Below are 25,929 nucleotides of genomic sequence, written 5' to 3'. Positions count from 1 at the left end.
TTATATATAAAACATATAATTGTCTTTATTTTTAATTTTATTATGATCTTCTAACATATCCTCCAGTGAGATAGAATCGATCACTTCATTTACACTATCTCTAATTCTTTCCCACACCATTTTTGTAGCACAGTAATTAGCTTTTTCACAGTTTTTTGGTTCCTCCTCCATCACACAGTCAGAAGGAGCTAAAGGACCCTCCAATGTTCTAATGATATCCCCTACAGTAATATTTCTAGGCTCACTAGCTAACATATATCCACCTTGTGCCCCACGTACACTTTTCACTAGACCAGCTTTCCTTAAAATAGCCACCAACTGCTCTAAATAGTGGTCAGATATTTCTTGTCTTTCTGCAATATGTTTTAACGCAATAGGACCATCACCATAGTGAAGCGCTAAGTCAAACATTGCCTTTAATCCGTATCTTCCTTTCGTTGAAAGCTTCAAACTAACTACCTCCCTGAATTCCAAGTAAAATGATTGGAGTTTAATTTGATTATAGTATATCCTAGTAATTTTGTCAAGATTACAAAAATAAAATCGCCAAATTTATGAAAAAAAATATTTTTTTTTACTTTTTGTCTAATAATATGCCACATTTCTGCACCTTTTATATTCTTATAAATAAAATATTTTATAGGAGGTGAATTTTCTAATGATTGATTTAATACTTTTTATTATGATTACTTTTCTTACAGTCATATTTATCTTTGTTGTAGCTCCAGTCCTTACTAAAACCATCAATAACAAAGATGTGGAAAAAGTTGAAATTCTTGTCAATAGAGTTGTTCTATTTATAGAGCAAACAGAAAAAACCATCTCAAATGAAGAAAAAAAACATCTGGCAATAAGCTATACAAAAACTATTTTAGAATATTTAGACATAGAATTCAATGTATTATTACTAGAAATTTTAATTGAGGCTCAGGTTTATCTATTAAAAAATAAAAAAGCTAATTATTGACTCATCTTACAACAAAAAAACCTCTTTTTCAGAGGTTCATTTTTTATATTTAGAGATGGTCTTTTTATTAAACTAGGTTAAAAATATTTTCTCTTAATAATCAAGTCCGCCGCATGACCAAAATCCAATGCAATGACATTATATTCTTTAGCAATTCTTTCGCTTATAATCACCGCAGGAATCCCCGCTGAAACCAACACAACATCAAAGCGGTCACGATACAAGGAAGTGAGCTTTACTATTTTAGAACAGTCCTTCAAACCTCTCACAGCTTTAAGTAAGCCCACTACTCTTACACCCTCTTTCGTTAAAAAAGGCAATAATCTATCTACCTTATTTCCTATAAGAAAAACCCTCGGCTTAGGATTTTGCAATAAAAACTTTTTGAACCTTTGGTTTTCCATTAAAAAATAATTAATACATGCATTTGTCAGTGTCATTTGCTTAATATCTATATGATGCGCCTCAAAACCTTTTAGCAATAGGGGGGTAAAGTCTGGTAATTGATTCATTGCTACTCCAACAATATCTGCTCTCTTCACTGAAGCAGCAAGTTCATCTCTAGACTTTAGATCTGGTACAGTTAACCCAGCGTAAGGCAGCCATTTCCTCTTTTTTATTTCATCACAACTCAATACTACTTCTTGAGCTAAAGCTAAAGCTTCACCATCTCCAAGTCTAACAATAGACAATCCTTGTTTTTTTCTATAAGCTGTATACATCTTTTCAGTGACTTCATCTGCTGATAACAAGCTTTCTTCTTTTATCATTTCCTATCACATCCTGATTATCGCTTTTTTTAATAAGTGTGCTATTGTCCTCCTAAATACCTAATCCAAATATCTTCCATACTCATTTACAAAAACTTTTCTATATTTATCATAGTTTTTATGTCTTTCCTTTTCACTTTTAGGACAATCATGTATACACCATATCGTTTCCATTTTGGGGACTGCTACCTTATAGCCAGCCTTAGTAAACTCCAAACTCTGTGAGACATCATAAAAATGCCATCCAGTAAAAATATCTTCTCTCCAAGATATATCATGCTGGGTAATCATCATTAATCCATCTATTGCCTTCACAGTTTCATATCTATCCCTGAAGTTTCCAAACTTCCAAGGCAGCTGCTTACCATCAAGATGTGGTATATGAATTAAATTTCCATACTTATGCTTTGATTGATGCAGCAAACCATTGGAGGGAATAGTTTTTGCTCCAGCAACCCCCAACATGCCTATTTTATTATTTTTTTCAAAAACACTGATGACATCATAGATAAAATTCGGATTAGTGATATACACGTCTTGATGCATATATACTTTATATTTTGCGTTTGTTTTTTTCATAGCTCGGTTATATGCTTCTGTAAGATACTTAGCATCACTTATTGTGATTTTTTCTATTTTATATCCGTCAGGAACTTTTAGTGCGTTTATATGTTCTAATGCCTTCTCATATTTTCTTTTATCGTTAACACATATTATAAAGCATATTTTTTGTCTGTCTTTGGTATTTTTTTTTGTATTCGTATGAATAGCTTTACTCATAGTACTATGAATACACTTTTTTTGGTTAGTATGAGTAACTTTTTTTACATTCGTATAAGTAAACTTTTTATCTCCTGGTTTGCCAGTTTTTCTAATTTCATATAAACCACCATTTATTTTTAATTTCATAAATATATTTCGCTCCTTTACTTCTTTAAATTGTAACTAATCATAATGCTAATTTATTATATTCAGCTTAAAATATAATGTTAACAGAAGCTGTTAACGCACTGCGTTGCAACACCTTGGCTCAACAGAAGTTTTCATCCAAAAGAAAACCTCACATAAAAGTGAGGTTTTCTAGTTTTATGGGGCTGCTATTACCTCTGGTACATCAGGAGTAAAAGTAAGTCCAGCTGGTAAATCTGATAACTCTAACAAATACTGAATAGCAGCTGGGTTGGTTTCAGGGGTACCATCAGTTTGTGCATAGTTCATTGCTGTAATATTTAGATCAAATCTTATCGTAGTACCAATGGGAAGTACTACAGGAGCGACTACCTCATCAGAAAACTGGTAAATGATTCTCCAGTCATCATTTGGCGATAATCCTGTGTTTATATCAAAAGTACCACCACTAATTGGAATTTCATCTTCAAAAATTACGACACCTAGCAGATCTAGCCCTTGAACTCTTAATGTTCCTTCAAAAGCATTGTCAGCAAAAACAGTTAAATAGACTGGTATAGTAAAATCTAGATCTAAGGCTACGGCTAATCCATCCGATTCTGCTGCTTGGCCAAAATCTACTATCTCACCAAGTTCAGCACTTGCAGGGCTTACCGGGTCCTCTGACCAAACATATTCAGGTTGATCTGCTAGGGCTGGATTGGTGATTTGAGGCCAAAGATTAAAAGGATTTGTCACTTCTACTGCTGTATCCCCTGGATCAAATGCTGGATCTGCTGGATCTTTAAAATAAGTGTCTGTATCATTACTGATAAATCTATAAATTGCCATTTTATTTTCCTCCTTCTTAAATTTATTTTTCTGATTTGAAAAGAGACCATTGTCCTCCCCTCTTTTCACTACAATCTATTCAGGAGATAAAAATATGTTACTAACTCACTAGTTTTTTTTTCTTTTTCTCCCTGTAACTGTCCGTGTAAAATATTCATTATGAAAAATATTTTTTTGAATAATTTTATAACTGGCTTTATTCTTCCACGCAACATAATTGAAACTTATTTGGTCTCTTATGCTGAAGGAAGCTACTTCATTCCACCAAGCCTTCATTAACTTTTTTACTTCAGCCTCATTATGCTTCCTCATGATTACGCCACTTGCAATTAAACCTTGGTTTTTTTTATAACCAGCTAATTTATATCTTTCTATTTGTTTTGAAATTATTTTTGGATTATCTTTTTTTCTAGAGCATACTCTTGCTTCATCATAGAGGCAGTCTCTTGTTGGATGTTTGAAAAAAGCCATTTTTTCATTATCTAATTCTTTTTTTAGCAATTTGTTGAGATCTCCTATAATCAACATACTTCCATCCACCCAAATACTATATTCATAATCTGGCAGATATAAGTGTGGCAATATTTTATATCTTCTTGCTGTTTTAATTAGATGATCAGAAGGATTTTTTATTTTTCGTATCTCCCATATGTTTGATTTCATACTTTTATCGTCAGTAAAACAAATATAATCACATTTTTTTGACACAAATCTTGGTTCCTTTAATTTTTCATATTTTCCAGTAATAGCCGTATAAACTGCAATTTTATTTTTAGCCATAGTTATAATCACTCCGAAAAATCATTTTATACCTTCTATCTACTTGTTTTTATCTAATTTCAATTTTATCCTTTGACGAAGCGTTGAAATATCTTTATTATTTCTAGTTTTCTGTACATACTCTGCTACAACACTAGCTCCATGTTTCTCCCTCAGTATATGTCCAGCCCTTCTACTAATTTGTTTTCGTCTTTCTAAGGTAAAACTTTTTGATTTTTTGTGGTAAATATAACAATGATCTGCAATTCTTAATTCGTACCCAACCGTCCCTGCCCTAATACAATAATCATCTTCTTCACCATATCCTATAGGAAATCTAGCCTCATCTAGATATCCTATTTTATGAATGACTTCCCGTTTAATCATAAAACAGAAGCCATTGACAAGGGGAACTTTCGGAAATTTTTTAAGAGATACCGATTGAACAATTGAACTCATTGTTTCTAAATCAATTCCTTTGGGCAGTTTATTTGTCAACCAATCTTTCATATCAGGAACCGTCTGCCATCCGGCTGAATTTGATAAAGGTCCAACAATTCCTGTTTTTGGCGTTGTTGTGATACATTCTATTAACTTTTCTAACCATCCCTTCGTTACAATCGTGTCACTATTTAATAACAGTAAAAACTCCCCTGTAGCAGCCTTTAACCCTTCGTTTGCAGATACAGTATATCCTTTGCTTTCTTTATGGGTAATCAGCCTCACCGGCTTATTTTTAATAAATTGAGATAAAAATTTCTTCGTCTCTTTATTACTCCCATCATCTACTATAATTAAATCAAAATTAATTGTTTTCTTTGCATAAAGCGAGCTTAAACATTCTTTAACATCCTCTAAAGCATTATGAATACAAATAATTATACTTATTTGAGGATACTTTACCTTATTATTCAAAACTATTTCGCCTCCCTTCCTTTGAAATAGCATCTCCTTGTATCCCATATTTTTACTATAATATATGTTTGAATCTATAGGATGTGCCTTTGCCTTATTGATCCCTAATAGGTTTGTATTTTAAAAAGTAACATTAATAATTTTCTGACATACTTTTGTATTAGCAATAAAGTTAGATCAGCAAAACTACAAATAAGGTCTTTTAAGGAGCGTGATTATTTTGAATAGGTTTTGGGATAAAATTATCCAGCCAATTGTTGAAAAAAGTAGTGCTAAGCACATTGTAGAAATAGGATGTGCTCGTGGTGTAAATACAAAAAAAATTTTAAGGTTTGGAGCAAAAAAAAATATACAGCTTTCAGCAATAGACCCTAAACCTTTGTTTAGTACAGATGATCTCAAAGCACACTATAAGGATCGTTTTGACTTTTACAAGGATATCAGCTTAAATGCTTTACCCCTCCTTAAGGATTACGATATTGTTCTTATCGATGGGGATCATAATTGGTACACCGTTTATAATGAGCTTAAACTCATAGAAAAATCTAGTATAAATAAAGCTTTTCCAATTGTTTTTTTACATGATGTGGCTTGGCCCTATGCCAGAAGAGATTTATATTATAGTCCAGAAAACATCCCAAAAAAATTTCGCCATCCCTATAAAAAGGCAGGCATGAAAGAAGGTCAAAGTGATTTATTAAAAGAAGGAGGATTGAATGCAAAGCTCAACAATGCGATTTATGAAGGGAAGCAACGGAATGGGGTCTTAACTGCTGTTGAAGACTTCCTAAAAGAAACAAACTGTGGTCTTTCTTTTCAAATGACAAAAAAATGTCGCGGCCTAGGGATCATCTACCCTAAAAATAAAAATTTAGATGTATTAATCAAAAATTTACTGTCAAAGGTTTAAAAAAATTAATGTACTAAGCTACCTGTTTAAAATGTTTTTGTGTAGCTTAGTACATTTTGTTATCCATTATTTTTTTATCAAATTTTACTGTTGCTTATTATTATCTTAAATAATTCTGAAGTGTTCCCCAGTTCTTATCCTTATCAGATTGTATTACCTCATGAATTTTATCTAAAGGCCATTCAATCTTTATATCTGCATCATTCCAGATAATCCCCTCTTCATCTTCAGGATGATAAAACTCCGTACATTTATAGGCAAATTCTGCCGTCTCTGAAAGTACTAAAAAACCATGAGCGAAGCCTTCTGGTATATAAAACTGCCTTTTATTTTCTTCATTTAATATACATCCATACCACTGACCAAGGGTTTTTGAAGTTTTTCTTAAATCCACGGCAACATCGAAAACCTCACCTTTTATCACCCTAACTAACTTACCCTGAGGATATTTTTTTTGAAAATGAAGTCCTCTAAGAACACCATTTTGAGATTTTGATTGGTTATCCTGTACAAATATCCTATCTATTCCAGCTTTTGTGAATTCTTTATGATTATAAGTCTCCATAAAATAGCCTCGGCTATCTTCAAACAACCTTTGTTCTATGATATATAACCCTTCAATAGGTGTTTCAATAAATATAAAGTTTCCCATACTGTCCCCCCTAAGAATCTTCATACATCTTTTTAAAATAATTAGCATATTCTCCAGAAACCACACCATCAAGCCATGCTTTATTTTTTGTATACCAATGAATTGTTTTTTTAATTCCTTCTTCAAATAAAGTTGTCGGTTCCCAGCCTAACGCTTCTTTTATCTTAGTAGGATCAATACCATATCTTCTATCGTGTCCTTTTCTATCTTCTACATATCTTATTAAGTCTTCACTTATGCTTTTATCAAGGTTCTCAGACATATAGTTTATGATAGTTTTTACGATTTGGATATTTGTTCTTTCATTGTGACCTCCTACATTATACACTTCTCCTATTAAGCCTTTGTTAATTACTTTATCTATTGCCCTACAATGATCCTCAACATAAAGCCAGTCTCTAATATTCAGTCCATCTCCATATATAGGCAATGTTTTTTTGTTAAGACAGTTGTTTATAATAAGGGGTATCAACTTTTCTGGAAATTGATACGGTCCGTAGTTGTTTGAGCATCTAGTAATATTTACAGGCATTCTATAGGTATCATAATATGACTTAACAAGTAAATCTGCCGCTGCTTTACTTGCTGCATAGGGACTATGGGGGTCTAAGGCGGTATTTTCTATAAAGTACCCTGTGTCCCCTAATGAGCCATATACCTCATCTGTTGAAATCTGTATAAATTTCTTTCGCCTATCAAAACCAGCTCTTGTCTCCCAAGCTTTTTTAGCTGCATCTAGTAAATTTTGTGTTCCTAAAACATTGGTTTTTATAAATACTTCTGGGTCATGAATACTTCTGTCTACATGACTTTCTGCAGCAAAATTTACAACATAGTCAATCCTGTATTCTTCAAATATTTTCATCAGTGCTTCTTTATCACAAATGTCAACTTTCGCAAATATATGATTTGCATTGTTTTCTACTTCCTTCAGATTTTCAAGATTTCCAGCGTAGGTTAATTTATCTATATTAATTATTTTTATAGCATCATACATTTTTAGCATATATAAAATAAAGTTTGAGCCAATAAAACCGGCTCCTCCAGTTACTAAATAGGTCTTCACTATTTAACCCCCAATAATTAAAAGTCAGCTTCCTTTTTTACATTTTCTCTACCCAATAAAATATCCAAATCCATTTCACTAGCTAAGCTACTGGCATTTAGAAGGGAATGAAAGGTTCCTGCATCTGTCCACCAGCCCTTTAAGATGTCATAGGTCAAAGTACCTTCCTTTACATACCAATTATTAACATCAGTAATTTCAAGTTCCCCTCTATTTGAAGGCTTCAAAGTTTTTATTGCTTCAAACACCCTATGGTCGTACATATATATTCCTGTTACACAATAATTACTTTTGGGATTTTGAGGTTTCTCTTCTATACCAATGATTGTATTTCCTTTAATTTCAGCTATTCCATATCTTTCTGGATCTTTAACTTGTTTTAATAATATCTTAGCTCCCCTCTTCTGCTGCTGAAACTTCTTGACATTGTCATAAATGCTGTCTTGGAAAATATTATCCCCCAATATAACTGTACAACTGTCTTTACCAACAAATTCTTCACATAGTCCCAGAGCTTCAGCTATACCTCCTGGCTGATCCTGAACTTTAAATGTAAATCTAACACCATATTCAGTACCACTACCAAGTAAACTTATCATTGATCCCATATGCTCTTTTCCAGAAACAATCATAATATCTTTAATTTCTGCTTCTTTCATTTTAGCGATCAAATAATAAATCATTGGATATTTGCCTACCGGCAAAAGATGCTTGTTTATAACTTTTGTCAGAGGAAAAAGCCTAGAGCCGGTTCCCCCTGCTAAAATAATTCCCTTCAAAGTATCTACCTCCTAAAATGATCAATTTTCTATTTGTAAGTGTTAGCGTTAACTTAAAGCATAATTTGTCATTCTTCGTTATTCCAATATCCTTCGCTACCCTCAGGATGACAGTTCAAGAGAATTTTGGTAATAATTGTGTTAAGTTAATGCCTATGATTTATAAATTAGTATCTGAGCCTTGTCATATTGTATTATATTAAAGTTTCAAAAATTTGGTTACTTGTGGCTTTATAAGAAAAGACGTACATCTATAGTCACAAATCTTGGTAATGGCATAGATTATAATGTACGGAAGTAATCAACGATATTGAAAGAGGTGTTAAAATGCCAAACAGAAAAAAAATCATTGTGGATATGGAATTTAACTCTAGAGCTACTAAATGTAGAGCCAGTAAACTTAGTCGCACCAAAGCTTGGATCGACTATAGAATATCAATCTTCAATAAATTTACTCTCAAAAGCCTAAAAAAACAAACAAACCAAAATTTCTTGACTTTGGTTAGATACGATAAAAACACTAGAAATTTCATTAAAGCTGCTTTATCAAACTACGCCCCCTTACCTTCTAATGTTAAGTTTATTGCTAGCGATGAATATGAAAATATCATAAAAAAAACCATTGTAGGTTATGATGACCTATACTTGGTGCAATTAGACTGTGACGATATGTATCATAAAACCTTCATAGATCAACTGCATGCTTATGAACCGAAGAAAAGTACTCAGGTGCTGATTAATCAAAAGGGATATGTATATGATTCCATCAACAATCGATTAGGTCATTGGTATTATCTGTCTCCTCCTTTCTACACTACAATTAACAAAGTAAAGGATTATTTGAAGGGCAAAAGAATTTCTATCGGTAGTCACCATGCTATAGCAATAAAATATCCTCATGAAATTATTCACAAAACCAACTATATGGTCCTAATTCATAATAAAAATACTATGAACAAATTTGATAGTCACCGGGTAGGCGATGTTATTACTAATAAAGGTGAGATGCAAAATATTCTTAAAAATTTTATGTAGTTAGCTATATAAGTTGTAGTAAATATGTTGCATTCGCTACGCTGTAAAAATTTTATTGCAACCCATATATCTTGTTTTAATTTTGAGAAGTTATATAAGGAGTGGCTGAGATGTCAGGTAAGAAATTAAAAATAATTGTTGGAATTGAATTTAATTCTAGAGCAAATGGTATTAGTCGTACAAAAGATTGGATTGATTATAGAATGGATATTTTTAATAAGTTCACCTTGCAAAGTCTTAAAAAACAAACAAACCAAGACTTTCTAGTGTTAGTTAGGTATGCTGAAAAAACCACCGATTTAATCAAGGGTGCATTATCTCATTATCCAACTTTACCAAACAATATTAGATTTATTGAAAATGAGAAGTATGAAAGTATTATTGAGAAAAGTATTAAAGGCTACGAGTTTTTATACCTAGTACGTCTAGACTGTGACGATGTTTATCATAAAACCTTTATTAATCAACTGCATGAATATAAACCTAAGAAAAACACCCGAGCCTTAATTAACCAGAAAGGATATGTATATGATTCTGTAAATCATCGGTTGGGAAACTGGTACTATGTTTCACCCCCCTTCTATACTTTAATTTATAAAGTGAAAGATTATTTAGCTGGTGAAAGAGTACCGATACCTAAGGGACACTGTACAGTTATAAAAAATCCTCACGAAATTATTCATAAAAAAAACTATGCTGTTATCGTTCATGGAAACAATACTTTAAATGCATTTAATAATCATAGGACTGGAAAAATAATAACAAATAAGAAAGAAATACAAAATATTCTTAAGCATTTTATCTAGCAAAAATTTTGAATTGTGATTAATAAAGTCAGATACCTAATGTCTGTAAAAATTCCTTAGTAGCATAAGCAACTAAAGTATAGACGGGTAGATATCTGACTTTTATTTAATTACATTGTTGTTTTTATCAATACACCCTTATCATAAGCGTTAACTTAATACAATTATTTCCAAAATCCTATTGAACTGTCATCCTTATAAAAATTATACTGTGACATGGCCTTTATAATCAGAAACTTTTCCAATAATTTTACAGGTTTTTAGCCACTCTTTATCAGCAATTTTCCAAGTATGTTCCTGTGCATTTGGGCGTCTATGTGCAACATAATTAAATCGATCTGCCGTATAGATTTTAAAATGATTTGCTATACAGTCCTTTTTAAATTGTGTATCTGAACCCCCTACTCTATCTGTTACAAACTTAACCTTTTCAAAAACTTCTTTTTTGGCAGTTATTGTAGATCCTGCTATAAAGTTTGTATAACAGTTCTCTCTACTTAAAGAGTTTACTGCTAAAGTCTTACTTTCTTCAAAGTAAATATAAAAACTTCCCTTTCCTACTATATCTGCATCTGTATATTTAAAACAATCCATAATATCTCCTAAATATTCTGGAGCGTAATAATCATCATCATCAAACTTAGAAATATAACTATACTTTGCCTCCGATATCGCAAAATTTAAACATGCTCCTAAAGGTTGGCTTTCATCTAGTCTAAGAATTTTAATATTATTATATTGACTGGCCTTTTTTTTCCATTCACTTATATCAATATCGTTCTTATTTAATACAATAATTAACTCTTTTATATCATATTTCTGGTTGTGAAAATTTCCGAAAATATTTTCTTTAAATTGGTGGCGATTGGTACAGGTGATTATAGATACCCCAGGTTTCTCTAATTTTTTATGTTTTTTTGCAGATTCATATCGATGGATACTCCTCCTAAGCCTTTTTCTTTTATTTACCAGAGATATTCTATCCTGAAGCTCCTTACCTTGAGAAATTTTTTTTCTATTTATTTTAGGATAATTCTTTCTATTTTTGTTATCTACAGAAGCTTTGTCTTGATTCTTCTTTAGGAGATAGTCATCTTTGTTGATTTTTTCCATTTTTTCTGTATAAATGAATTCCCAGTTTCCTTCTTTATTTATTGGTTTAATTCCATAGAAATTACCATTTATTTTTACTTTCATACCTATGTTTTACACCTCCAAGAGAAAACACCCTTTCATTTTTTTCTCTAATGGCATTTCTCGTATCATAAATGATTTTTGTATTTTCTATTAATAATCGATAGTCTATTGTACTATGGTTTGTTATAATCACTGCACAATCGTATTGTTTTAAGTTTTCTTCGTTAAGCTCGATAGAATAAATTTTTTTATTATCTATTATGATCTCCTTCACATAGGGATCATGGTAATCGACAGTAGCTTTATTGTTTACCAGCATATTTCGTATTTTAAAGGCAGGGGATTCTCTTATATCGTCAATATCTTTTTTGTAAGCAACGCCTACTATTAAAACCTTAGAACCTTCTAAGCTTTTACTTTCTGTCTTTAATATCTCTCCAATTGTAGATACGATGTATTCTGGCATACTTTCGTTAATTTCAGTTGCTAATCTAATAAATCTACTAGAAAAATTAAATGTTTGTGCTTTCCACTCTAAATAATTTGGATCTATGGGAATACAATGTCCTCCAATTCCTGGCCCTGGATAAAAAGTCATGAAACCAAAAGGTTTTGTAGAAGCAGCTTCTAGAACTTCCCAAATATTTAACTCCATCTTTTCACACATCAAAGCCATTTCGTTGATAAAGGCTATATTAATACTCCTAAAGGTGTTTTCTAAAAGTTTCACCATCTCAGCTGTTTTTGCTGAAGAAACAAAAAAAACTTCATTAGCAACTTTTTCATAGAGTAATCCTGCCAATTCTGTGCATTGCTGGCTAATCCCTCCCACTATTTTAGGTGTGTTCTTTAAGTTAAATAATTCATTCCCTGGGTCAACCCGTTCAGGAGAAAAACATAGGTTGAAATCTTTACCTAATATCCATCCGTCTCCCTCTAACTCCTTCATAATCACTTCTTCTGTCGTGCCTGGATAACTAGTACTCTCTAAAATAATTAAACTTGGTTTTTTTGCATATTGTTTGATATTTTTTACGGTTTGATAAATATAGCTGACATCTGGAGTATTATCCTTTAGTGGTGTAGGAACACAAATAATAATCACATCTGTTTGGCTCATCTTTTTATAATCACTTGTACCCAATAAGCTTCCTTTTCTTACTTCTTTCTCTATACTTTCGTCTGAAACATCCTTTATATAGGAAACTCCCTTCAATAGTTTAGCAACTTTTTCTTCGTCAACTTCAATCCCAATAACTTTGTATCCTGATACTGCAATTGATACTGCTAAGGGTAAACCTACATAGCCTAGACCTACAATACCAACAATGGCTTCTTTATTTATAATTTTATTTTTAAGACTCATGCTTTTATCTCCTTCTACTAATATCTATAATTAAACTCTTTAGTTTTATTGTATGATAAAGCAATGTAGGTGGTTACGAAAGATAGACTAAATAACTCTTTTCGAAAAAAAACAAAGGAGATACAAATCTCCTATTCATTAGATAAATATTCTTTTAATGCCTCTTGCCAAAGTCTTAATTTGATAGATGAATTATTACTTAAGGTTGAGTTTTGAGGCCTTTTAGCTTTTCTTTGAATTTCTGTCGAGGTAGTAGGGTTAAGTTTTGCCGCAATACCCTTAATTTTGATGATCTCTTTAGCAAAATCACACCATGTACAATTACCTTCATTAATGAAATGATATATGCCATAGTCTTCAGTCACTAATAATTTTTTTAATGCTTCCGCCAAGTCTAACGCATAGGTAGGCGAACCTATTTGATCATCTACTACCTTTAAAAGTGTATTACTGGAAGTTAAACTTAATATTGTCTTAACAAAATTTTTCCCCTGATGGCCATATAACCAAGCAGTTCTTACAATAAAGTATTCTTCTAGATTTTTTTGCACTTCAATTTCACCCTCATACTTAGACATACCATATATATTTATGGGGTTCGGTAAATCTGTTTCATTATAAGGGCTCCCCTTCTTACCGTCAAAGACATAATCTGTACTTACATAAATTAACTTACTGCCTAAATTACCTGCAACAATAGAAACGTTCTTAGTTCCCTGTGTATTTACTTTAAAAGCCAACTCCGGTTTATCTTCACATTGATCTACATCTGTAAAAGCTGCTGCATGAATAACCACATCTGGTCTTATAGCTTTTAAGGTTTTATATACTTCGTCTAACTTGGTTATATCTAGGTTTTTTTTACCTAAACTAACAACCTTTTTATCCTTCATTACCTTCATTAACTCATGCCCTAGCTGACCAGTACCTCCTAATATACATATTGTCATCTTTTTCACCCCGCAATTCCTCACTTTTTAACCATCTGTTTGCTACCTTCCCTACACCTGCAAAGGTATCTTACTCTATCCTATTAAAAATATCTTAGTTTTATCACTTAATACTTTTTTCCTGTATTTAATTCATTATATGTTAGTTTTTTTTAATAGTACCTATATATTTTTTCTATAAACTTTAATACGATAAAAACTGCAATTACAGCTTATCGTGATGGAAATTTATTAAATATAAAACCTCAATACTACTAAGTGATAAACCATTGTTTAAATTAACACTAATGATCTCACATTAGAATATTGAGGTTTTTTCACTGATTCTTTCATTTTCTCGCGAATCCTATATAGATCTACATCCCTAAATTTTAGTGTCCTAAGGCTCATAGGCCTTAACCTAACACAGTTATTACCAAATTTTTCTCCAAGTGTCATCCTGAGGATAGCGAAGGATCTTGGGATAACGAAGGATGACAAATTATGGTTTCTCCATCTTCTTGTTGAGGATAAAATGCTGGAAAACCCTCTGTAGAAAATACTTCACATATATCTTTGGGTAAAAACTCTTCGCAATCCGGTGGTTCTGGGCAAAAACCAAATGCAGGTATAAAAAGCTGTACTTTTCCCACCACTTTAATGATAATAAAGACCCCTACAGCCAATCTTAGTCCCTCCTCATCAAGCGTAGGCTCTACCAGCAACTGAGAGGCTGTTTCTACCAATATCTCAAACTTAAATTCATCTCTTGTTTCTGGCATAAATAAAATAATGTCTTTAGAAATTATCGGTAACTGATGCTCAAATGTGATTACCTTGTTATTCTTTATCTTTTTAAGCTTTAAGCGAAAAGTAATCATAATATCAAATCTAACCCTAGCAAAGTTTGGTGAATCTTTTAGTGGTGTTATTATCAACGAACCATCAATAATTTTTCCTGGGTTAAACTTAATCTCTACAAACTCAAATTCCTCTTGAAATAGATTAGGAATAAACAACTTTTCAAAACAATGTCTCTGTTGACAGCTGGCATAAACTTTATCCTCAAGGATACATATAGACTCAAAATCAAAAGGAATAGGTGGAAGTACATTGATTTCTTGTGTTGAAACAATTGAAGACCTGATGATACCAAAATTCAAAGGATTTATACCCCTAGCAAAGTCTCTTGCTAAAACCCTCCTACCTTCTGCCCTAAAGGAACCAGTAACTTCTACTATTAAAACAATTGTTTCACCAGGATTTAGTTCATCAACAAACCATCGAAGAATACCATGATCCTCTACAACATTTCCTCGTGTAATTGATTGTATAGAATAATCTACAAGATTTCCTATGATAAAGGTATCTTCTAATAGTACATGGCTAATAGTACCCCTATCTCCTGTATTCGTAACTGTAATCTCCTGTACCCATGTAGCTACTTGATCTACTTGCACTTCAATGGGCCCAGAAGTAATTTGGTTTTCCACTTGGATTATCTGAGGTTGCGGTGTATCCTTCACTATTATAGGTAACACACTTATTGGCCCAGTAGTTATTCCCTCTAGTGTTTGACTATTTACTGAGTTTCCAGTGGAAGTTAATAAAAATCTGCTGCCGATAGCATCAAAGCTTCCTGCAATCTCTACAACCAGCACGTTTCTTTCTCCTGGGTTTAATGTCCCTATTTGCCAGTTCCATATATCACCTATTTTATCTACTGTACCTCTAGATAAGGATACAACAGAAATATCAGTTAATGTATCCAATAGAGCATCCGATATTATTTCTACATTTAATAAAGGGATATTTCCTGTATTTTCTACAGCAATTTCTATTTGCCAAGTGGCTACTGTATTTTTTTCCAGGGTTAATGGTCCTGAAATAATCCTATTATTGATAAAAAATTCAGCAGCCTGAGGTGCTATTACTGAAATTCCCCTGCTTCCAGCAAAGTTACTGGATAAAAGATTCCCTGTAGTCTCATCAGTACCTTGAGCATATGCACCATTTAATGAGCGTAAACCTAAAGAAGAAAACCTTCCTTCTATACGAAACTCTAAGCGAGATACTTCTTGAGGATTCAATCCCCCAATATTCCATTGCAGCTTTTGATTAGTAAGTATTGCATCGCCCTTCGATATGCTATTTATGTTGAAACTGCCTATATTGAACAACAAAATATCATCTATCACGATGACATCATTGATTGGGCTATTTCCTATATTGACAACAAGAAGTTCAACCACCCAGGTGTCTTGTTGATTTTGTACTAGTGTAAAGGGCCCACTTATGATTCTTTTGGTTGTTTGTAGAATACCCGGCAAAGGTACCTCAGTAACATGAATAAATACTCCCGCAACAGGATTTGAGCTTATCACGTCTCCCGTAACAGGATCTGTTCCAACCGCGATAACTCTATTTAATGCTCTCTCTCCTATAACTTGAAAAGTTCCCATCACTTCAAAGGTTGCCAGTGCTGTTTCCTCAGGATTTAAAGTAGATATATGCCAAGTAATAACATTTTCATCTATTGTGATACTTCCTATATCTACAGAGATACTTCTAATATTCATTATTCGACCTAATAGAATGGTATCTGTGATAATCACATCGTTTAAAGCCCCGGTGCCAGTATTTTGTGCCCGTACTGTAAATTCCCATGCAGCCTCTGTATTTATGGCAATCATTGATGGTCCTCTTGTTAAAAATTTTTCAACCGCTAAAACAGGAACTGCAGGTATCACCGCTGGTAGGACATCAATGCCTACTCCTGTGGAAGGTCCAGCAGTAATATTTCCTAGTACTGGTTCACTCCCTGTTACTATTGCTTCATCTAAGGCATTTAGCCCCGTGGTAGCAAAAGAACCGCTGACCTCTGCAACCAATATTGCATTTTCCCCGGGGGCTAAATCTCCTATATCCCAAATAATGTTATTGTTTACCTGAAGAACACTACCCTTTGACTGGGAAATGATAGACAATTGGCTTACTTGATCTAGTAACGTATTATCTATCACTTGAACATTATTAACTACGCCATTGCCTGGGTTAGAAGCATTTAATTGTATACTCCAAGTCTCTGTGGTATTGACATTTGTTAGAACAGGACCTGATAAAACTGTTTTAGCAATCAGCAAGTCCCCCAGCTGTGGACCTGCTGGATCAGAAGTAATATTGTCGCCAAAGGCTTCTGATAAACTAACAGGGCTATTTCCTACAATATCCTTATTGGCATTACGATTTGAGGTGGCAGTGTAATAAATCATTCTAAATATAGAAAACTCTGTAATATTTAAGAAACTTGAAAAAACATTCCAAGGTACTTGAAAATCTAAAAATACATCTGGATTTCCTCCAAAGTTTGACCCATCTCCTGTGGGATTCACCACCCGTACATTACTTCCTAAGACAATTGCTTCAGAATAGTTTGGTACAAAGGGTGCCCTTCGATTTAGTCCTTCTGCTGCATCAGCAAAGCTATTGATGGGGCTATTTATAAAGTTTTCCCAAATTTCTATCGTGTTTCCCTGTCCATTTACGGTGACTAACCATTCATAGGTTTGAAGGGTATTATTGGTATCAAATAATACTCCCCAGTTAAAATTTACTAAAGAACCACCTGAAATAGGGGTTGTGTTTAGTCTCATTCTAAAAAAAACAGCTGTCCCATCAAATTGAAAAAAAACTGCAGGAAAAGTAGTATTGCCTACAATATCTGTACTAGGTGGAGATTCATCTACAGGATCTCCTAAAGGTATACCATTTTTGGTATACGGCCTCCATGTGGTTGGCCATGGTTGCGGCATTTATATCACCATCCTATTTATTTATAAAAATTGCTTTAATTAAATTATATTCCTACCCTGTGATTTTTGTTACATAGTCGTAACAGCGTATAAGTTCTTTTATAACCTTTTCCCATAAGAAATTTTCTAAGATGTATTTCTTAAGATCAGCATTAAAAGACTCTTTAAATGATTTTAGTATTTTATTTTCTATATCTATCAAATCATAGGGGTCCACATAGGAAGCATAGGCTTTAAAGTATTCTTTTGTGCTACCCTCTTTTGTTGTAACTATATTGCACCCTCCTAAGGCTGCCTCTAGGCTGGTTAACCCAGGAATTTCATACCAGCTAATCAAAGCATGGACTTTAGCAGCATCGTAGATATCCTTTAAATTTGCATGGTTTGTTTTATGCAGGTATACAATATCTTTATTAGCCTGCATACATTGGTGATAGTAATTTAAGTCATTGATTGGACCCACCAATACAAGAGGAAGGCCTAACTTTTTTGTAACCCTAGCTAAGGTTAACTGATTTTTATGAGGAGAAATTCTGCCTACTGATAACACAAAATTATCTATGTGAATTTGTTTTAGAAAATTTTCTTTTTTGCCTTCAGCAAAGACTTTATCTACCCCATTAAAAACTACTTTATAGGGTGTGACTATATTAAAATCCTTCTCTATTTGCCTCATTTCAATTTCAGAACTAGGTAAAAGCAAATCCACACCCGCAAGAACTTCTTTTCGTAATGGATGATGACTTTTCCAATAACTTGTTTTTAAAGACTTCATAGAATCAATAGGAAGATATTTTGCATAATTCCAATATATGGGTGTTAGCACTATTTTCTTTTTATACTTTACTGCATTTATAAAAAATTTGTAAGTTTCCAGTATGTTTATTGTATTAAATAGATGAATTACATCATATTTTTTTAGATCCTTATTGGGATCGCTAGAAACTTCAATCTTTATCCCAGTTCCCATAAGATATTCTTTTGTTTTCAAAACTAAAATACTATCACCTGCAATGTTTTCTTGGTAGTCTTGACGAATATATATTAAAACCTTCATCTACTCACCTTCTGTAAGTTCTTTAAATAAGAAAAAATAATTTCTTCAATACTTTCTACTCTTTTTTCCCATGCATTTAACTTTGCTATTTCTTTTCTTCTAGCTAAGATTTTAGGGTCATCTTCTGCTAAAGCCTTATCGATATGATCTACAAAATCTTCATGGTTTCTAGCAACATATAGATATTTAGAAAAAGGTAAAACTTCTGGTAAAGCAGTACTTATAATGGGTTTTCCTTGAGATAAGTATTCATACATTTTTATTGGATTCGTAGCGTAGGTTATTTTATTTTTTTTGAAAGGGATCAGTGTAACATCCATCATACTTAAATAAGAAGGAATTCTAGCATAGTCTTGATGTCCCAAATATACTATGTTATTGCTTTTTGGTATCTCTACATTTCCCAAAGACGCTCCTACTAGTAGCAATGTATAGTCAGGTTTTCTTTCAGCTATTAATTCTAACAATTTATAATCAACCCATGGTGCTAAAGCCCCTATATAACCAATAACTCCCAAAGAATTCTTTGCTTGGCTATCTATAGGAAATTTCTTTGTTTCAGTAAAGTGCTGATAGTCACATCCATTTGGTACCAAATGTAAATTTCTTTTATATTTAGCTATTGCATGATATAAGGGCTTAGATGTAGCCAATACAATATCGGCAACCTTCAGCATCTTGTAGTGGGCATTTTGAAGAAAAGGAAAATCATCCACACAATCATAGACAAATAGCTTTTCTTTAAAAAGTCCCTTAAGATGTTTTTGTCTTGGATCTATCACCCAAACAATATCTGCCTCTTCCTGACTTTCTACTAATTTTTTCATATCATGGCAAATTGTAAGGTTTTCTGATAAAACTTCTAAGTACTTATCTTTTCTTTGACTTTTATTACAGTAAATCACTTTCCAACCTCTCTCACTCAACCCCTTCATCAGCTGCTGGGGTCTTTGGTACATCCACTCATAGTTTACTGATGAAATACATATTATTTTTAGCATTTCCTCACCTCTCATTGTTTTTCTCAGAAACTTCCATATATTACATATGGAAGTATTTAGGAGATACTATTGAAATTTTCACTTAACTCTTGTATTATAGTGAACAAGGTTAACATAATAATTTAAGGAGTGATTTTTGTATGAATAAGTCAAAGTTTACTAAGAAATTAGTAGTTCCTGTACTTACAACTGCCTTGTTGTTTTCAACAGCTGTTGCAGTCAATGCAAGTACCTTCAGTAATCAAAGGATTACCACCACTTATAGGGTAACAAGAAATACCAGCGTTAATAACAGATATAGATTTAATGCTGTAAGATTTGTTGCCAACAACAGAACTACTACAACACAAGGTAATACACCAGCAAACAATTCTGTAAATCAACCTCAAGAAGTACAAGCACCAGCTGCAAATCCAACAACGCCAGCTGCAAGCCCCACAACACCTCCACCAAGTACACCAGCACAGCAACCTGCACCTGCACAAAATACCACTGTGAACAACGCTACAGCTGCACAAAACACATCAAATGCTAGACATGCCTTAACAGCTGCTGAAGTTGAAATGGTTGAGTATGTAAATCAAGCTAGAAGACAAGCTGGATTACAACCATTAGCTATTGATGTAGATTTATCTTATGTAGCAAGGGTTAAATCTAAGGATATGCAGGATAATAATTATTTTTCTCATACTTCACCTACCTACGGGTCACCTTTTGATATGATGAGAAACTTTGGAATTCAGTATAGATCTGCTGCTGAGAACATTGCTATTAATTCTAGTGTAAGTGGTGCTCATAATGCTTTTATGAACTCTGAGGGGCATAGAAATAATATCCTTAATCCAAACTTTACACACATTGGAATAGGTATTCATAATAGACACTATACACAAATGTTTATTCAAAAATAATTGTGTATTATATATAGCATAAAAAACTGCCTTAGGCAGTTTTTTATGCTAGAAAAACTCTTCTGAATCCATGTCTTCAAGCTGTCTTGGGAAGAACTGAGGGAATGGTTCCATTTCAAATACTTCACATATGTCGTCTGGTGCAAACTCTTCACACTCTGGTGGTTCAGGACAGAATCCAAATTCTGGTATAAGTAGCTGTACTTTACCTACTACTTTGATTATGATAAATACACCTACTGCAAATGTCAAACATTCTTTTTCTTGCATTGGTTCTGCTAAAAGCTGTGATGCTGTTTCGATTACAATTTTGAACACAAACTCATCTCTTGCTTCTGGTAAATATAATACAATATCCTTTTGTATTGGAGGTAACACTCCAGGTATACATATCACCATACCTGTCTCAGTATTCTTTACTCTTAATGTGTAACAGATACTTACTTTAAAACGTACTCTACTAAAGTTTGGTCTGTTTTTTATTGGTGTTATCATCAGTGTTCCATCAATAATTTCTCCTGGATGAAAAAAAATGTCTACAAACTCAAAAGGTCCTCCTTCAGGTAGTCGTGCTACTATTTCCTCAAAACATTCTCTTTGCTGACAGTGTGCATAGACTTTATCTGCTATAATGCATACTGGTTGAAAGTCTGGAAAATATGGATCCTGCTGCAGATTCAATGAGTCCATTTTATACCCTCCTTACTCATGCTAATTTCCTATACAATATCATTATATGTAGTGATTAATTTTGTGTTACAGTTTAGATAAAAAGAAATTTTAAAAAAGAGAATTCTTTTTGTTTAAAGAATTCTCTCAACTTATTTTACATTTCTCTATACTCAGCTAAATGGTTAGCTAAAGATTTTTTGTAAATCATTCTCTAGGACAGTTCATCTGTAGGAATGTTTTCTAACTGTCTTGGGAAAAATTCTGGGAATGGTACTGTTTCAAATTCAATACATACCAATTCACCATTAAAGTCTTCACATTCTGGTGGTTCAGGACAGAATCCGAACTCTGGTATAAGCAGTTGCACTTTACCCACTACTTTTATTATAATAAATACCCCCACTGCAAATATTAAACATTCTTTTTCTTGTATTGGTTCTGTTAAAAGCTGTGATGCTGTCTCTATTACAATTTGGAATTCAAATTCATCTCTTGCCTCTGGCATAAATAGTACGATATCTTTTTGAATCTCTGGTAATTCTCCAGGAATATTAATAACAACTCCTGTCATTGTGTTTCTTACCTGTAGTATAAAAGTAACTCTTACTCTGAAGCGTACTCTACTGAAGTTTGGACGATTTTTTATTGGTGTTATCATGAGTGTACCGTCAATAATTTCTCCTGCATTAAAGGTAATGTTTACAAACTCAAAAGGTCCTCCTGCTGGAAGTTGTACTGCAATTTCTTCAAAGCATTCTCTTTGCTGACAGTGTGCATAAACTTTATCAGCTATAATACATACTGGCTGAAAATCTGGAAAATATGGGTCTTGTTGTAGGTTCATATCTGGGTTAATTATTTCGCTCACTTTTATTCCCCCTTATTTACTTATAGATAACTTATAAATTAATAATAAATTAACTTTTACTATCATAGTATGGAGTAAAGAAATATTTGTGATAAATTTATAATAAAAAGGATGTGAAATATATGCATCTATCTTACCGAACACAACACTTTCTTATAAAAACACAAGAAAACTATTCTTATTATTTCTACTTAACTAAAAACCAGGAAATTCGCTATCATCTTTACAATGAAGTAGGTGTTTTAGTAAAAAGCGAAAATTTAACTACTGAAATGGTTATAGACTTTTCGGCAACTATTGATGCTAAAAATCAGCTGCATTTAATTTGTATAACAAAGCAAGGTAATATGCTTTATTATATAGGTTCAGACAGCCATTGGAAGCATAAATTCATCACTAAACTGGATATAAAATCTAATATTTATAGGTATTTATTTTTACTGGTACTCAACGATTATACACATATTTTTTGTATGAAAACTAATTTGTTGAATTCAATGGTTTCTTCTATTGAACACCTGTATTGGAACGAACAAGGTATAGATAAATCAACGATCACAACTTATCTTACTGGTAAATATCCTAGCCCTTATAAAGTGGATATTGATAGTATGAACAATCTCCATATTGTGTACAAAGTTTTTTATAGAAATAACCATCAATTGTATTATAGTAAATTTAGTGCTTTTAATAAAAAGTGGAATAATGCTGAGTTAATCAGTAACCTAGAGGAAGACCATTCTCACTCTGCTATACTAATCGATAAAAAAGATAATCTCCACTTAATATGGTGTACTATTGAAAAAAATAATTTCACCCTAAAATATAAGAATAAATCAAATATTATTCATCATAAGTCTAGATGGTCCAACCCTAAAACTTTGTCTAGTAAAAACACCAATAACCTATCTCCTATACTGTTGCAAGAGGGCCACTTTTTAAAAGTTCTAAGTAAACAAGGCAATACCATTAATGAAATTATTTCAGAAGACTACGGTATTAACTGGACAGCTATCAGTAGAAATAAATCTTATAAAACTGATCATCCATCATTGATCAGATATTCTACGAATCATGAATATGAGAGGAATAATTATAAAGTTCAGTATGTTTATGGCGAGATACTTGATGATGCTATAACAATATTTGGAACAAAACTTATGCCAACAAAACCTATTAATAACATTAATATTAAAAGTCATGTATCTAGCCCAATAGCTAAAGAGGATAGTTCTCCTTCATTAGAGGAACAGGATCAAACCACCGTAACCGGTTCTTGTGATACCTCAGAAGAACTTCTAAATACTGCCGATACGGATGAAGCTAAGAATGATGCCTCCCATGAAAACCTATATGATCGTGTAATAACTAAAGGTGAGATCGTTGATTTTGAAGTGCTTTTAGATCATATCGAAGAACACATTACTAGATTGGTAGGGGAACTAGAAAAGTTAGAAGAAGTTCGAATGGTATTAGAGGAAAAAAATACCAACCCTAGTAATATGCCTTCTTTTACCAATTACTTTTCGTCTAAGGAATTGTTGCGTAATAAGTTTGAGGAAATGAATCATCATATCTCAGTATTAAATGCAGAAAAAACTGTCCTTCAAGATGAATTAAGTTATCTACAAGAAAAATTTAGTCTATTCGAAAACAAGCTTGATGAATACAAAAATGAACAAGCAACTTTGCAAGAAGAAGCAACGAAATATGTGGAGGAAAACTTTAGTTTTATAAGTCGTATTAAAAATCTTTTTAGATAGACTTTAATTTTTTTAAAACTCTAGTTTTATTGACTCTTTCAGCACTATAAATGCTTGAAACTTTCTTTTTTATTTTCTCTGCTTCTTCCATTAATTTTTTTGCATCCTCTAGGTTTAAAAACTTTATAGAATAACTGCAACCTGCCTTGATTTTACAAGGAGTAGAGATCAGCTGAAATTGATCTAGTCTTGCCTTTCTTAAATGTTGGTGCAATTGCATTGCATGGTTTCTAGAATCAAATACAGCAATATAATATTTATCTACTATACTTTTTTGTTGCATAATAACCATTCCTCCCAAGTTGATATAGATAATTTGCTTTTTACTTCTAATATATGTTCTGCTTTATAACTTGTTACCACTATAAAACACCCACGGTTAATGGAACCTTGGGTGTTTTATTATATAGATAAACAACATCAGGACTTAATTTTGATATACTAAGGGCTACATTTGCAGCCCACGGTTTTGGGGCGAAACCGTAGACCGTGTATATCAAAATTAAAGTTTGAACTTGCTTATCTATAATTAAAAGTTATTTTATACTTTATTCTTTTGATATAATATCATTATAATATTCTAAGGAGGAATTGTTTCATGAAACCATTAGCTGATAAAATTCGGCCTACTTGTCTAGAAGATCTTGTTGGTCAAGAGCACATTATTGGTGAAAAAAAACTAATGAATAGAATTATAGCCTCTAAAACCCTTCCCAATATGATCTTTTATGGTCCTTCAGGAACAGGGAAAACAACAGTAGCGAACATTTTAGCAAAAAATTCTCATAAAAAATTTTATAAACTTAATGGTACACAGGCCAATACCGATGACATAAAAAAGATTATTTCACAAATTGGTACAATAGATTCTTTAAATGGCATATTGCTTTATATTGATGAAATTCATTATCTTAATAAGCGCCAACAGCAATCTATTCTTGAATTTATTGAAAATGGTGATATTACCTTGATAGGTAGTACAACAGAAAATATTAACTTTTCCATTTTTAAGGCGATACTCAGTAGGTGCATCACTATTGAATTTAAGGAACTCACTGTTGAGCATATAATAAAAAGCTTGAAAAGAGCTATATCTATAATAAAAGAGGAAAAAGATATAGAAATAAATTATGATGCATCAGCACTGCAATATATTTCTGAAGTATCCAGTGGAGACCTACGGAGAGCACTAAATATTTTAGAACTTATCGTTAATACCTATTCATTATATGATTCACAAAAAATCTTTATTGATATAGAGAAAGCCAAAGAATGTTCCCAGAGTAAAATTATGAATTATGACAGAGATGGGGATGGTCATTATAACTTATTGAGTTATTTCCAAAAAAGCATCCGTGGCTCTGATCCTGATGCAAGTATTCATGCTCTAGCACGGTTGGTGGAAAGTGGAGATTTAACCTCCATTTGCAGAAGATTACTTGTAATTGCCTCAGAAGACATTGGTTTAGCTTATCCTCAAGCTATTGTCATTGTAAAAGCATGTGTAGACTCCGCCCTTCAGTTAGGCCTCCCAGAAGCAAGGATTCCTTTAGCACAAGCTACTGTATTGTTATCTACCCTACCTAAGTCCAACACAGCGTATAAAGCTATCAATGCTGCGTTAAACGACTTGCGAGTATTAGATGTAGGTCCAATACCTCCTTACTTATGCGATACATCTTCAAATATAGCTGTTCATAACAAAGTCAAATATCTTTATCCTCATGATTATCCTAATCATTATGTTGAGCAGCAATATCTACCTAATCCTATTAAAAATAAAACCTACTATGAGTATGGAAGGAATAAGTTTGAACAATCAATTAAAGAACATTGGGGAAAGATTAAAAACAAGAGTCCTAGATAAGATACAGTATTTAGTTAAAATAATCCCTATACAAAAAAACTGATGTCGATCGACATCAGTTTTTTTCTTTTTATTCTATTACATTAAGCTTAAACACATACATATTTAGTTCGTTTTTATTTAGTTGGTTGAATTTTTCATCAAGAG

Annotated in this window: 25 protein-coding genes; 7 read left to right on the top strand and 18 right to left on the bottom strand. The window is 32.6% G+C overall.

The window, feature by feature from the left end; translation table 11 throughout:
- A complete protein-coding gene (locus CACET_RS08700; RefSeq protein WP_044823943.1) occupies nt 1–450 on the bottom strand; it encodes an RrF2 family transcriptional regulator in 450 nt (149 codons plus the stop codon).
- 208 nt (nt 451–658) lie between these two features.
- Here CACET_RS08700 and CACET_RS08695 point away from each other — a divergent pair, with 208 nt between their 5' ends.
- The gene (locus CACET_RS08695; RefSeq protein WP_044823942.1) at nt 659–967 is read left to right on the top strand and encodes a phage holin, LLH family; all 309 of its coding nucleotides are present in this window, start codon (nt 659–661) and stop codon (nt 965–967) included.
- Nucleotides 968–1,044: 77 nt separating this feature from the next.
- Here CACET_RS08695 and CACET_RS08690 read toward each other — a convergent pair whose 3' ends face one another.
- The 5 genes from CACET_RS08690 to CACET_RS19440 form a co-directional block, all read right to left on the bottom strand.
- Complete coding sequence (locus tag CACET_RS08690; protein WP_052661276.1) at nt 1,045–1,737, bottom strand: GT-D fold domain-containing protein; 693 nt, start codon at nt 1,735–1,737, stop codon at nt 1,045–1,047.
- Between the two features lie 60 nt (nt 1,738–1,797).
- Nucleotides 1,798–2,646 (bottom strand): glycosyltransferase family protein, encoded by an 849-nt coding sequence (locus tag CACET_RS08685; RefSeq protein WP_052661275.1) that lies wholly within the window; start codon nt 2,644–2,646, stop codon nt 1,798–1,800.
- A gap of 177 nt (nt 2,647–2,823) precedes the next feature.
- On the bottom strand, nt 2,824–3,477 hold the full coding sequence (locus CACET_RS08680) for a hypothetical protein (protein ID WP_044823941.1): 654 nt from the start codon (nt 3,475–3,477) through the stop codon (nt 2,824–2,826).
- A 108-nt stretch (nt 3,478–3,585) separates the two neighbouring features.
- Nucleotides 3,586–4,257 (bottom strand): glycosyltransferase domain-containing protein, encoded by a 672-nt coding sequence (locus CACET_RS19445; RefSeq protein ID WP_052661274.1) that lies wholly within the window; start codon nt 4,255–4,257, stop codon nt 3,586–3,588.
- A 39-nt stretch (nt 4,258–4,296) separates the two neighbouring features.
- Nucleotides 4,297–5,151 carry a glycosyltransferase family 2 protein gene (locus tag CACET_RS19440; protein ID WP_052661273.1) on the bottom strand — a complete coding sequence of 285 codons (855 nt, stop codon included), beginning with the start codon at nt 5,149–5,151 and terminating at the stop codon, nt 4,297–4,299.
- Nucleotides 5,152–5,371: 220 nt separating this feature from the next.
- Here CACET_RS19440 and CACET_RS08670 point away from each other — a divergent pair, with 220 nt between their 5' ends.
- Nucleotides 5,372–6,061 (top strand): class I SAM-dependent methyltransferase, encoded by a 690-nt coding sequence (locus tag CACET_RS08670; protein ID WP_044823940.1) that lies wholly within the window; start codon nt 5,372–5,374, stop codon nt 6,059–6,061.
- 100 nt (nt 6,062–6,161) lie between these two features.
- On the opposite strand, the gene rfbC is transcribed toward CACET_RS08670, so the two are convergent.
- Genes rfbC through CACET_RS08655 form a run of 3 tightly spaced genes read right to left on the bottom strand, consistent with a single transcriptional unit; the run spans nt 6,162 to nt 8,558 of the window.
- On the bottom strand, nt 6,162–6,713 hold the full coding sequence (rfbC, locus tag CACET_RS08665; protein ID WP_044823939.1) for a dTDP-4-dehydrorhamnose 3,5-epimerase: 552 nt from the start codon (nt 6,711–6,713) through the stop codon (nt 6,162–6,164).
- A gap of 10 nt (nt 6,714–6,723) precedes the next feature.
- On the bottom strand, nt 6,724–7,779 hold the full coding sequence (gene rfbB, locus CACET_RS08660; RefSeq protein ID WP_044823938.1) for a dTDP-glucose 4,6-dehydratase: 1,056 nt from the start codon (nt 7,777–7,779) through the stop codon (nt 6,724–6,726).
- Nucleotides 7,780–7,796: 17 nt separating this feature from the next.
- Entirely contained in the window at nt 7,797–8,558 is a 762-nt protein-coding gene (locus CACET_RS08655; protein ID WP_044823937.1) for a sugar phosphate nucleotidyltransferase, read from the bottom strand.
- A gap of 327 nt (nt 8,559–8,885) precedes the next feature.
- Here CACET_RS08655 and CACET_RS08650 point away from each other — a divergent pair, with 327 nt between their 5' ends.
- A complete protein-coding gene (locus CACET_RS08650; RefSeq protein WP_044823936.1) occupies nt 8,886–9,593 on the top strand; it encodes a glycosyltransferase in 708 nt (235 codons plus the stop codon).
- Between the two features lie 110 nt (nt 9,594–9,703).
- Complete coding sequence (locus CACET_RS08645) at nt 9,704–10,399, top strand: glycosyltransferase (RefSeq protein ID WP_052661272.1); 696 nt, start codon at nt 9,704–9,706, stop codon at nt 10,397–10,399.
- 204 nt (nt 10,400–10,603) lie between these two features.
- On the opposite strand, the gene CACET_RS08640 is transcribed toward CACET_RS08645, so the two are convergent.
- The 6 genes from CACET_RS08640 to CACET_RS08615 form a co-directional block, all read right to left on the bottom strand.
- Entirely contained in the window at nt 10,604–11,596 is a 993-nt protein-coding gene (locus CACET_RS08640; protein WP_052661271.1) for a glycosyltransferase family 2 protein, read from the bottom strand.
- Nucleotides 11,574–12,902, bottom strand: coding sequence for a nucleotide sugar dehydrogenase (locus tag CACET_RS08635; protein ID WP_044823935.1), 1,329 nt, complete (start codon nt 12,900–12,902; stop codon nt 11,574–11,576). The genes CACET_RS08640 and CACET_RS08635 overlap by 23 nt, the downstream gene beginning before the upstream one ends.
- A gap of 131 nt (nt 12,903–13,033) precedes the next feature.
- Nucleotides 13,034–13,852 (bottom strand): dTDP-4-dehydrorhamnose reductase, encoded by an 819-nt coding sequence (rfbD, locus tag CACET_RS08630; RefSeq protein WP_044823934.1) that lies wholly within the window; start codon nt 13,850–13,852, stop codon nt 13,034–13,036.
- Between the two features lie 434 nt (nt 13,853–14,286).
- On the bottom strand, nt 14,287–17,643 hold the full coding sequence (locus tag CACET_RS20800) for a hypothetical protein (RefSeq protein ID WP_201774912.1): 3,357 nt from the start codon (nt 17,641–17,643) through the stop codon (nt 14,287–14,289).
- Nucleotides 17,644–17,695: 52 nt separating this feature from the next.
- Nucleotides 17,696–18,700, bottom strand: a complete 1,005-nt coding sequence (locus CACET_RS08620) for a glycosyltransferase (protein WP_044823933.1) — start codon at nt 18,698–18,700, stop codon at nt 17,696–17,698.
- Entirely contained in the window at nt 18,697–19,701 is a 1,005-nt protein-coding gene (locus CACET_RS08615; RefSeq protein ID WP_044823932.1) for a glycosyltransferase, read from the bottom strand. The genes CACET_RS08620 and CACET_RS08615 overlap by 4 nt, the downstream gene beginning before the upstream one ends.
- Nucleotides 19,702–19,841: 140 nt before the next feature.
- On the opposite strand from CACET_RS08615, the gene CACET_RS08610 reads away from it, so the two are divergent.
- The gene (locus tag CACET_RS08610) at nt 19,842–20,612 is read left to right on the top strand and encodes a CAP domain-containing protein (RefSeq protein ID WP_044823931.1); all 771 of its coding nucleotides are present in this window, start codon (nt 19,842–19,844) and stop codon (nt 20,610–20,612) included.
- A gap of 48 nt (nt 20,613–20,660) precedes the next feature.
- Here CACET_RS08610 and CACET_RS08605 read toward each other — a convergent pair whose 3' ends face one another.
- Together CACET_RS08605 and CACET_RS08600 are read right to left on the bottom strand one after the other, a co-directional pair.
- Nucleotides 20,661–21,302 (bottom strand): hypothetical protein, encoded by a 642-nt coding sequence (locus CACET_RS08605; protein ID WP_044823930.1) that lies wholly within the window; start codon nt 21,300–21,302, stop codon nt 20,661–20,663.
- A gap of 193 nt (nt 21,303–21,495) precedes the next feature.
- The gene (locus CACET_RS08600; RefSeq protein WP_242846890.1) at nt 21,496–22,152 is read right to left on the bottom strand and encodes a hypothetical protein; all 657 of its coding nucleotides are present in this window, start codon (nt 22,150–22,152) and stop codon (nt 21,496–21,498) included.
- A 122-nt stretch (nt 22,153–22,274) separates the two neighbouring features.
- On the opposite strand from CACET_RS08600, the gene CACET_RS08595 reads away from it, so the two are divergent.
- Nucleotides 22,275–23,915 (top strand): hypothetical protein, encoded by a 1,641-nt coding sequence (locus CACET_RS08595; protein WP_044823929.1) that lies wholly within the window; start codon nt 22,275–22,277, stop codon nt 23,913–23,915.
- On the opposite strand, the gene CACET_RS08590 is transcribed toward CACET_RS08595, so the two are convergent.
- Nucleotides 23,908–24,198 carry a putative Se/S carrier protein gene (locus CACET_RS08590; RefSeq protein ID WP_044823928.1) on the bottom strand — a complete coding sequence of 97 codons (291 nt, stop codon included), beginning with the start codon at nt 24,196–24,198 and terminating at the stop codon, nt 23,908–23,910. The two genes, CACET_RS08595 and CACET_RS08590, sit on opposite strands and share 8 nt — an antisense overlap.
- Before the next feature lie 315 nt (nt 24,199–24,513).
- Between CACET_RS08590 and CACET_RS08585 the strand changes: the two genes are divergently transcribed.
- A complete protein-coding gene (locus CACET_RS08585; protein ID WP_044823927.1) occupies nt 24,514–25,782 on the top strand; it encodes a replication-associated recombination protein A in 1,269 nt (422 codons plus the stop codon).
- Nucleotides 25,783–25,929 lie beyond the last annotated feature (147 nt).

The sequence above is a fragment of the Clostridium aceticum genome, from assembly GCF_001042715.1.
GTDB lineage: Bacteria > Bacillota > Clostridia > Peptostreptococcales > Natronincolaceae > Andreesenella > Andreesenella acetica.
The sequence above is the reverse complement of the archived record's forward strand: the minus strand, read 5'-3'. Positions and strand labels throughout refer to the sequence as shown.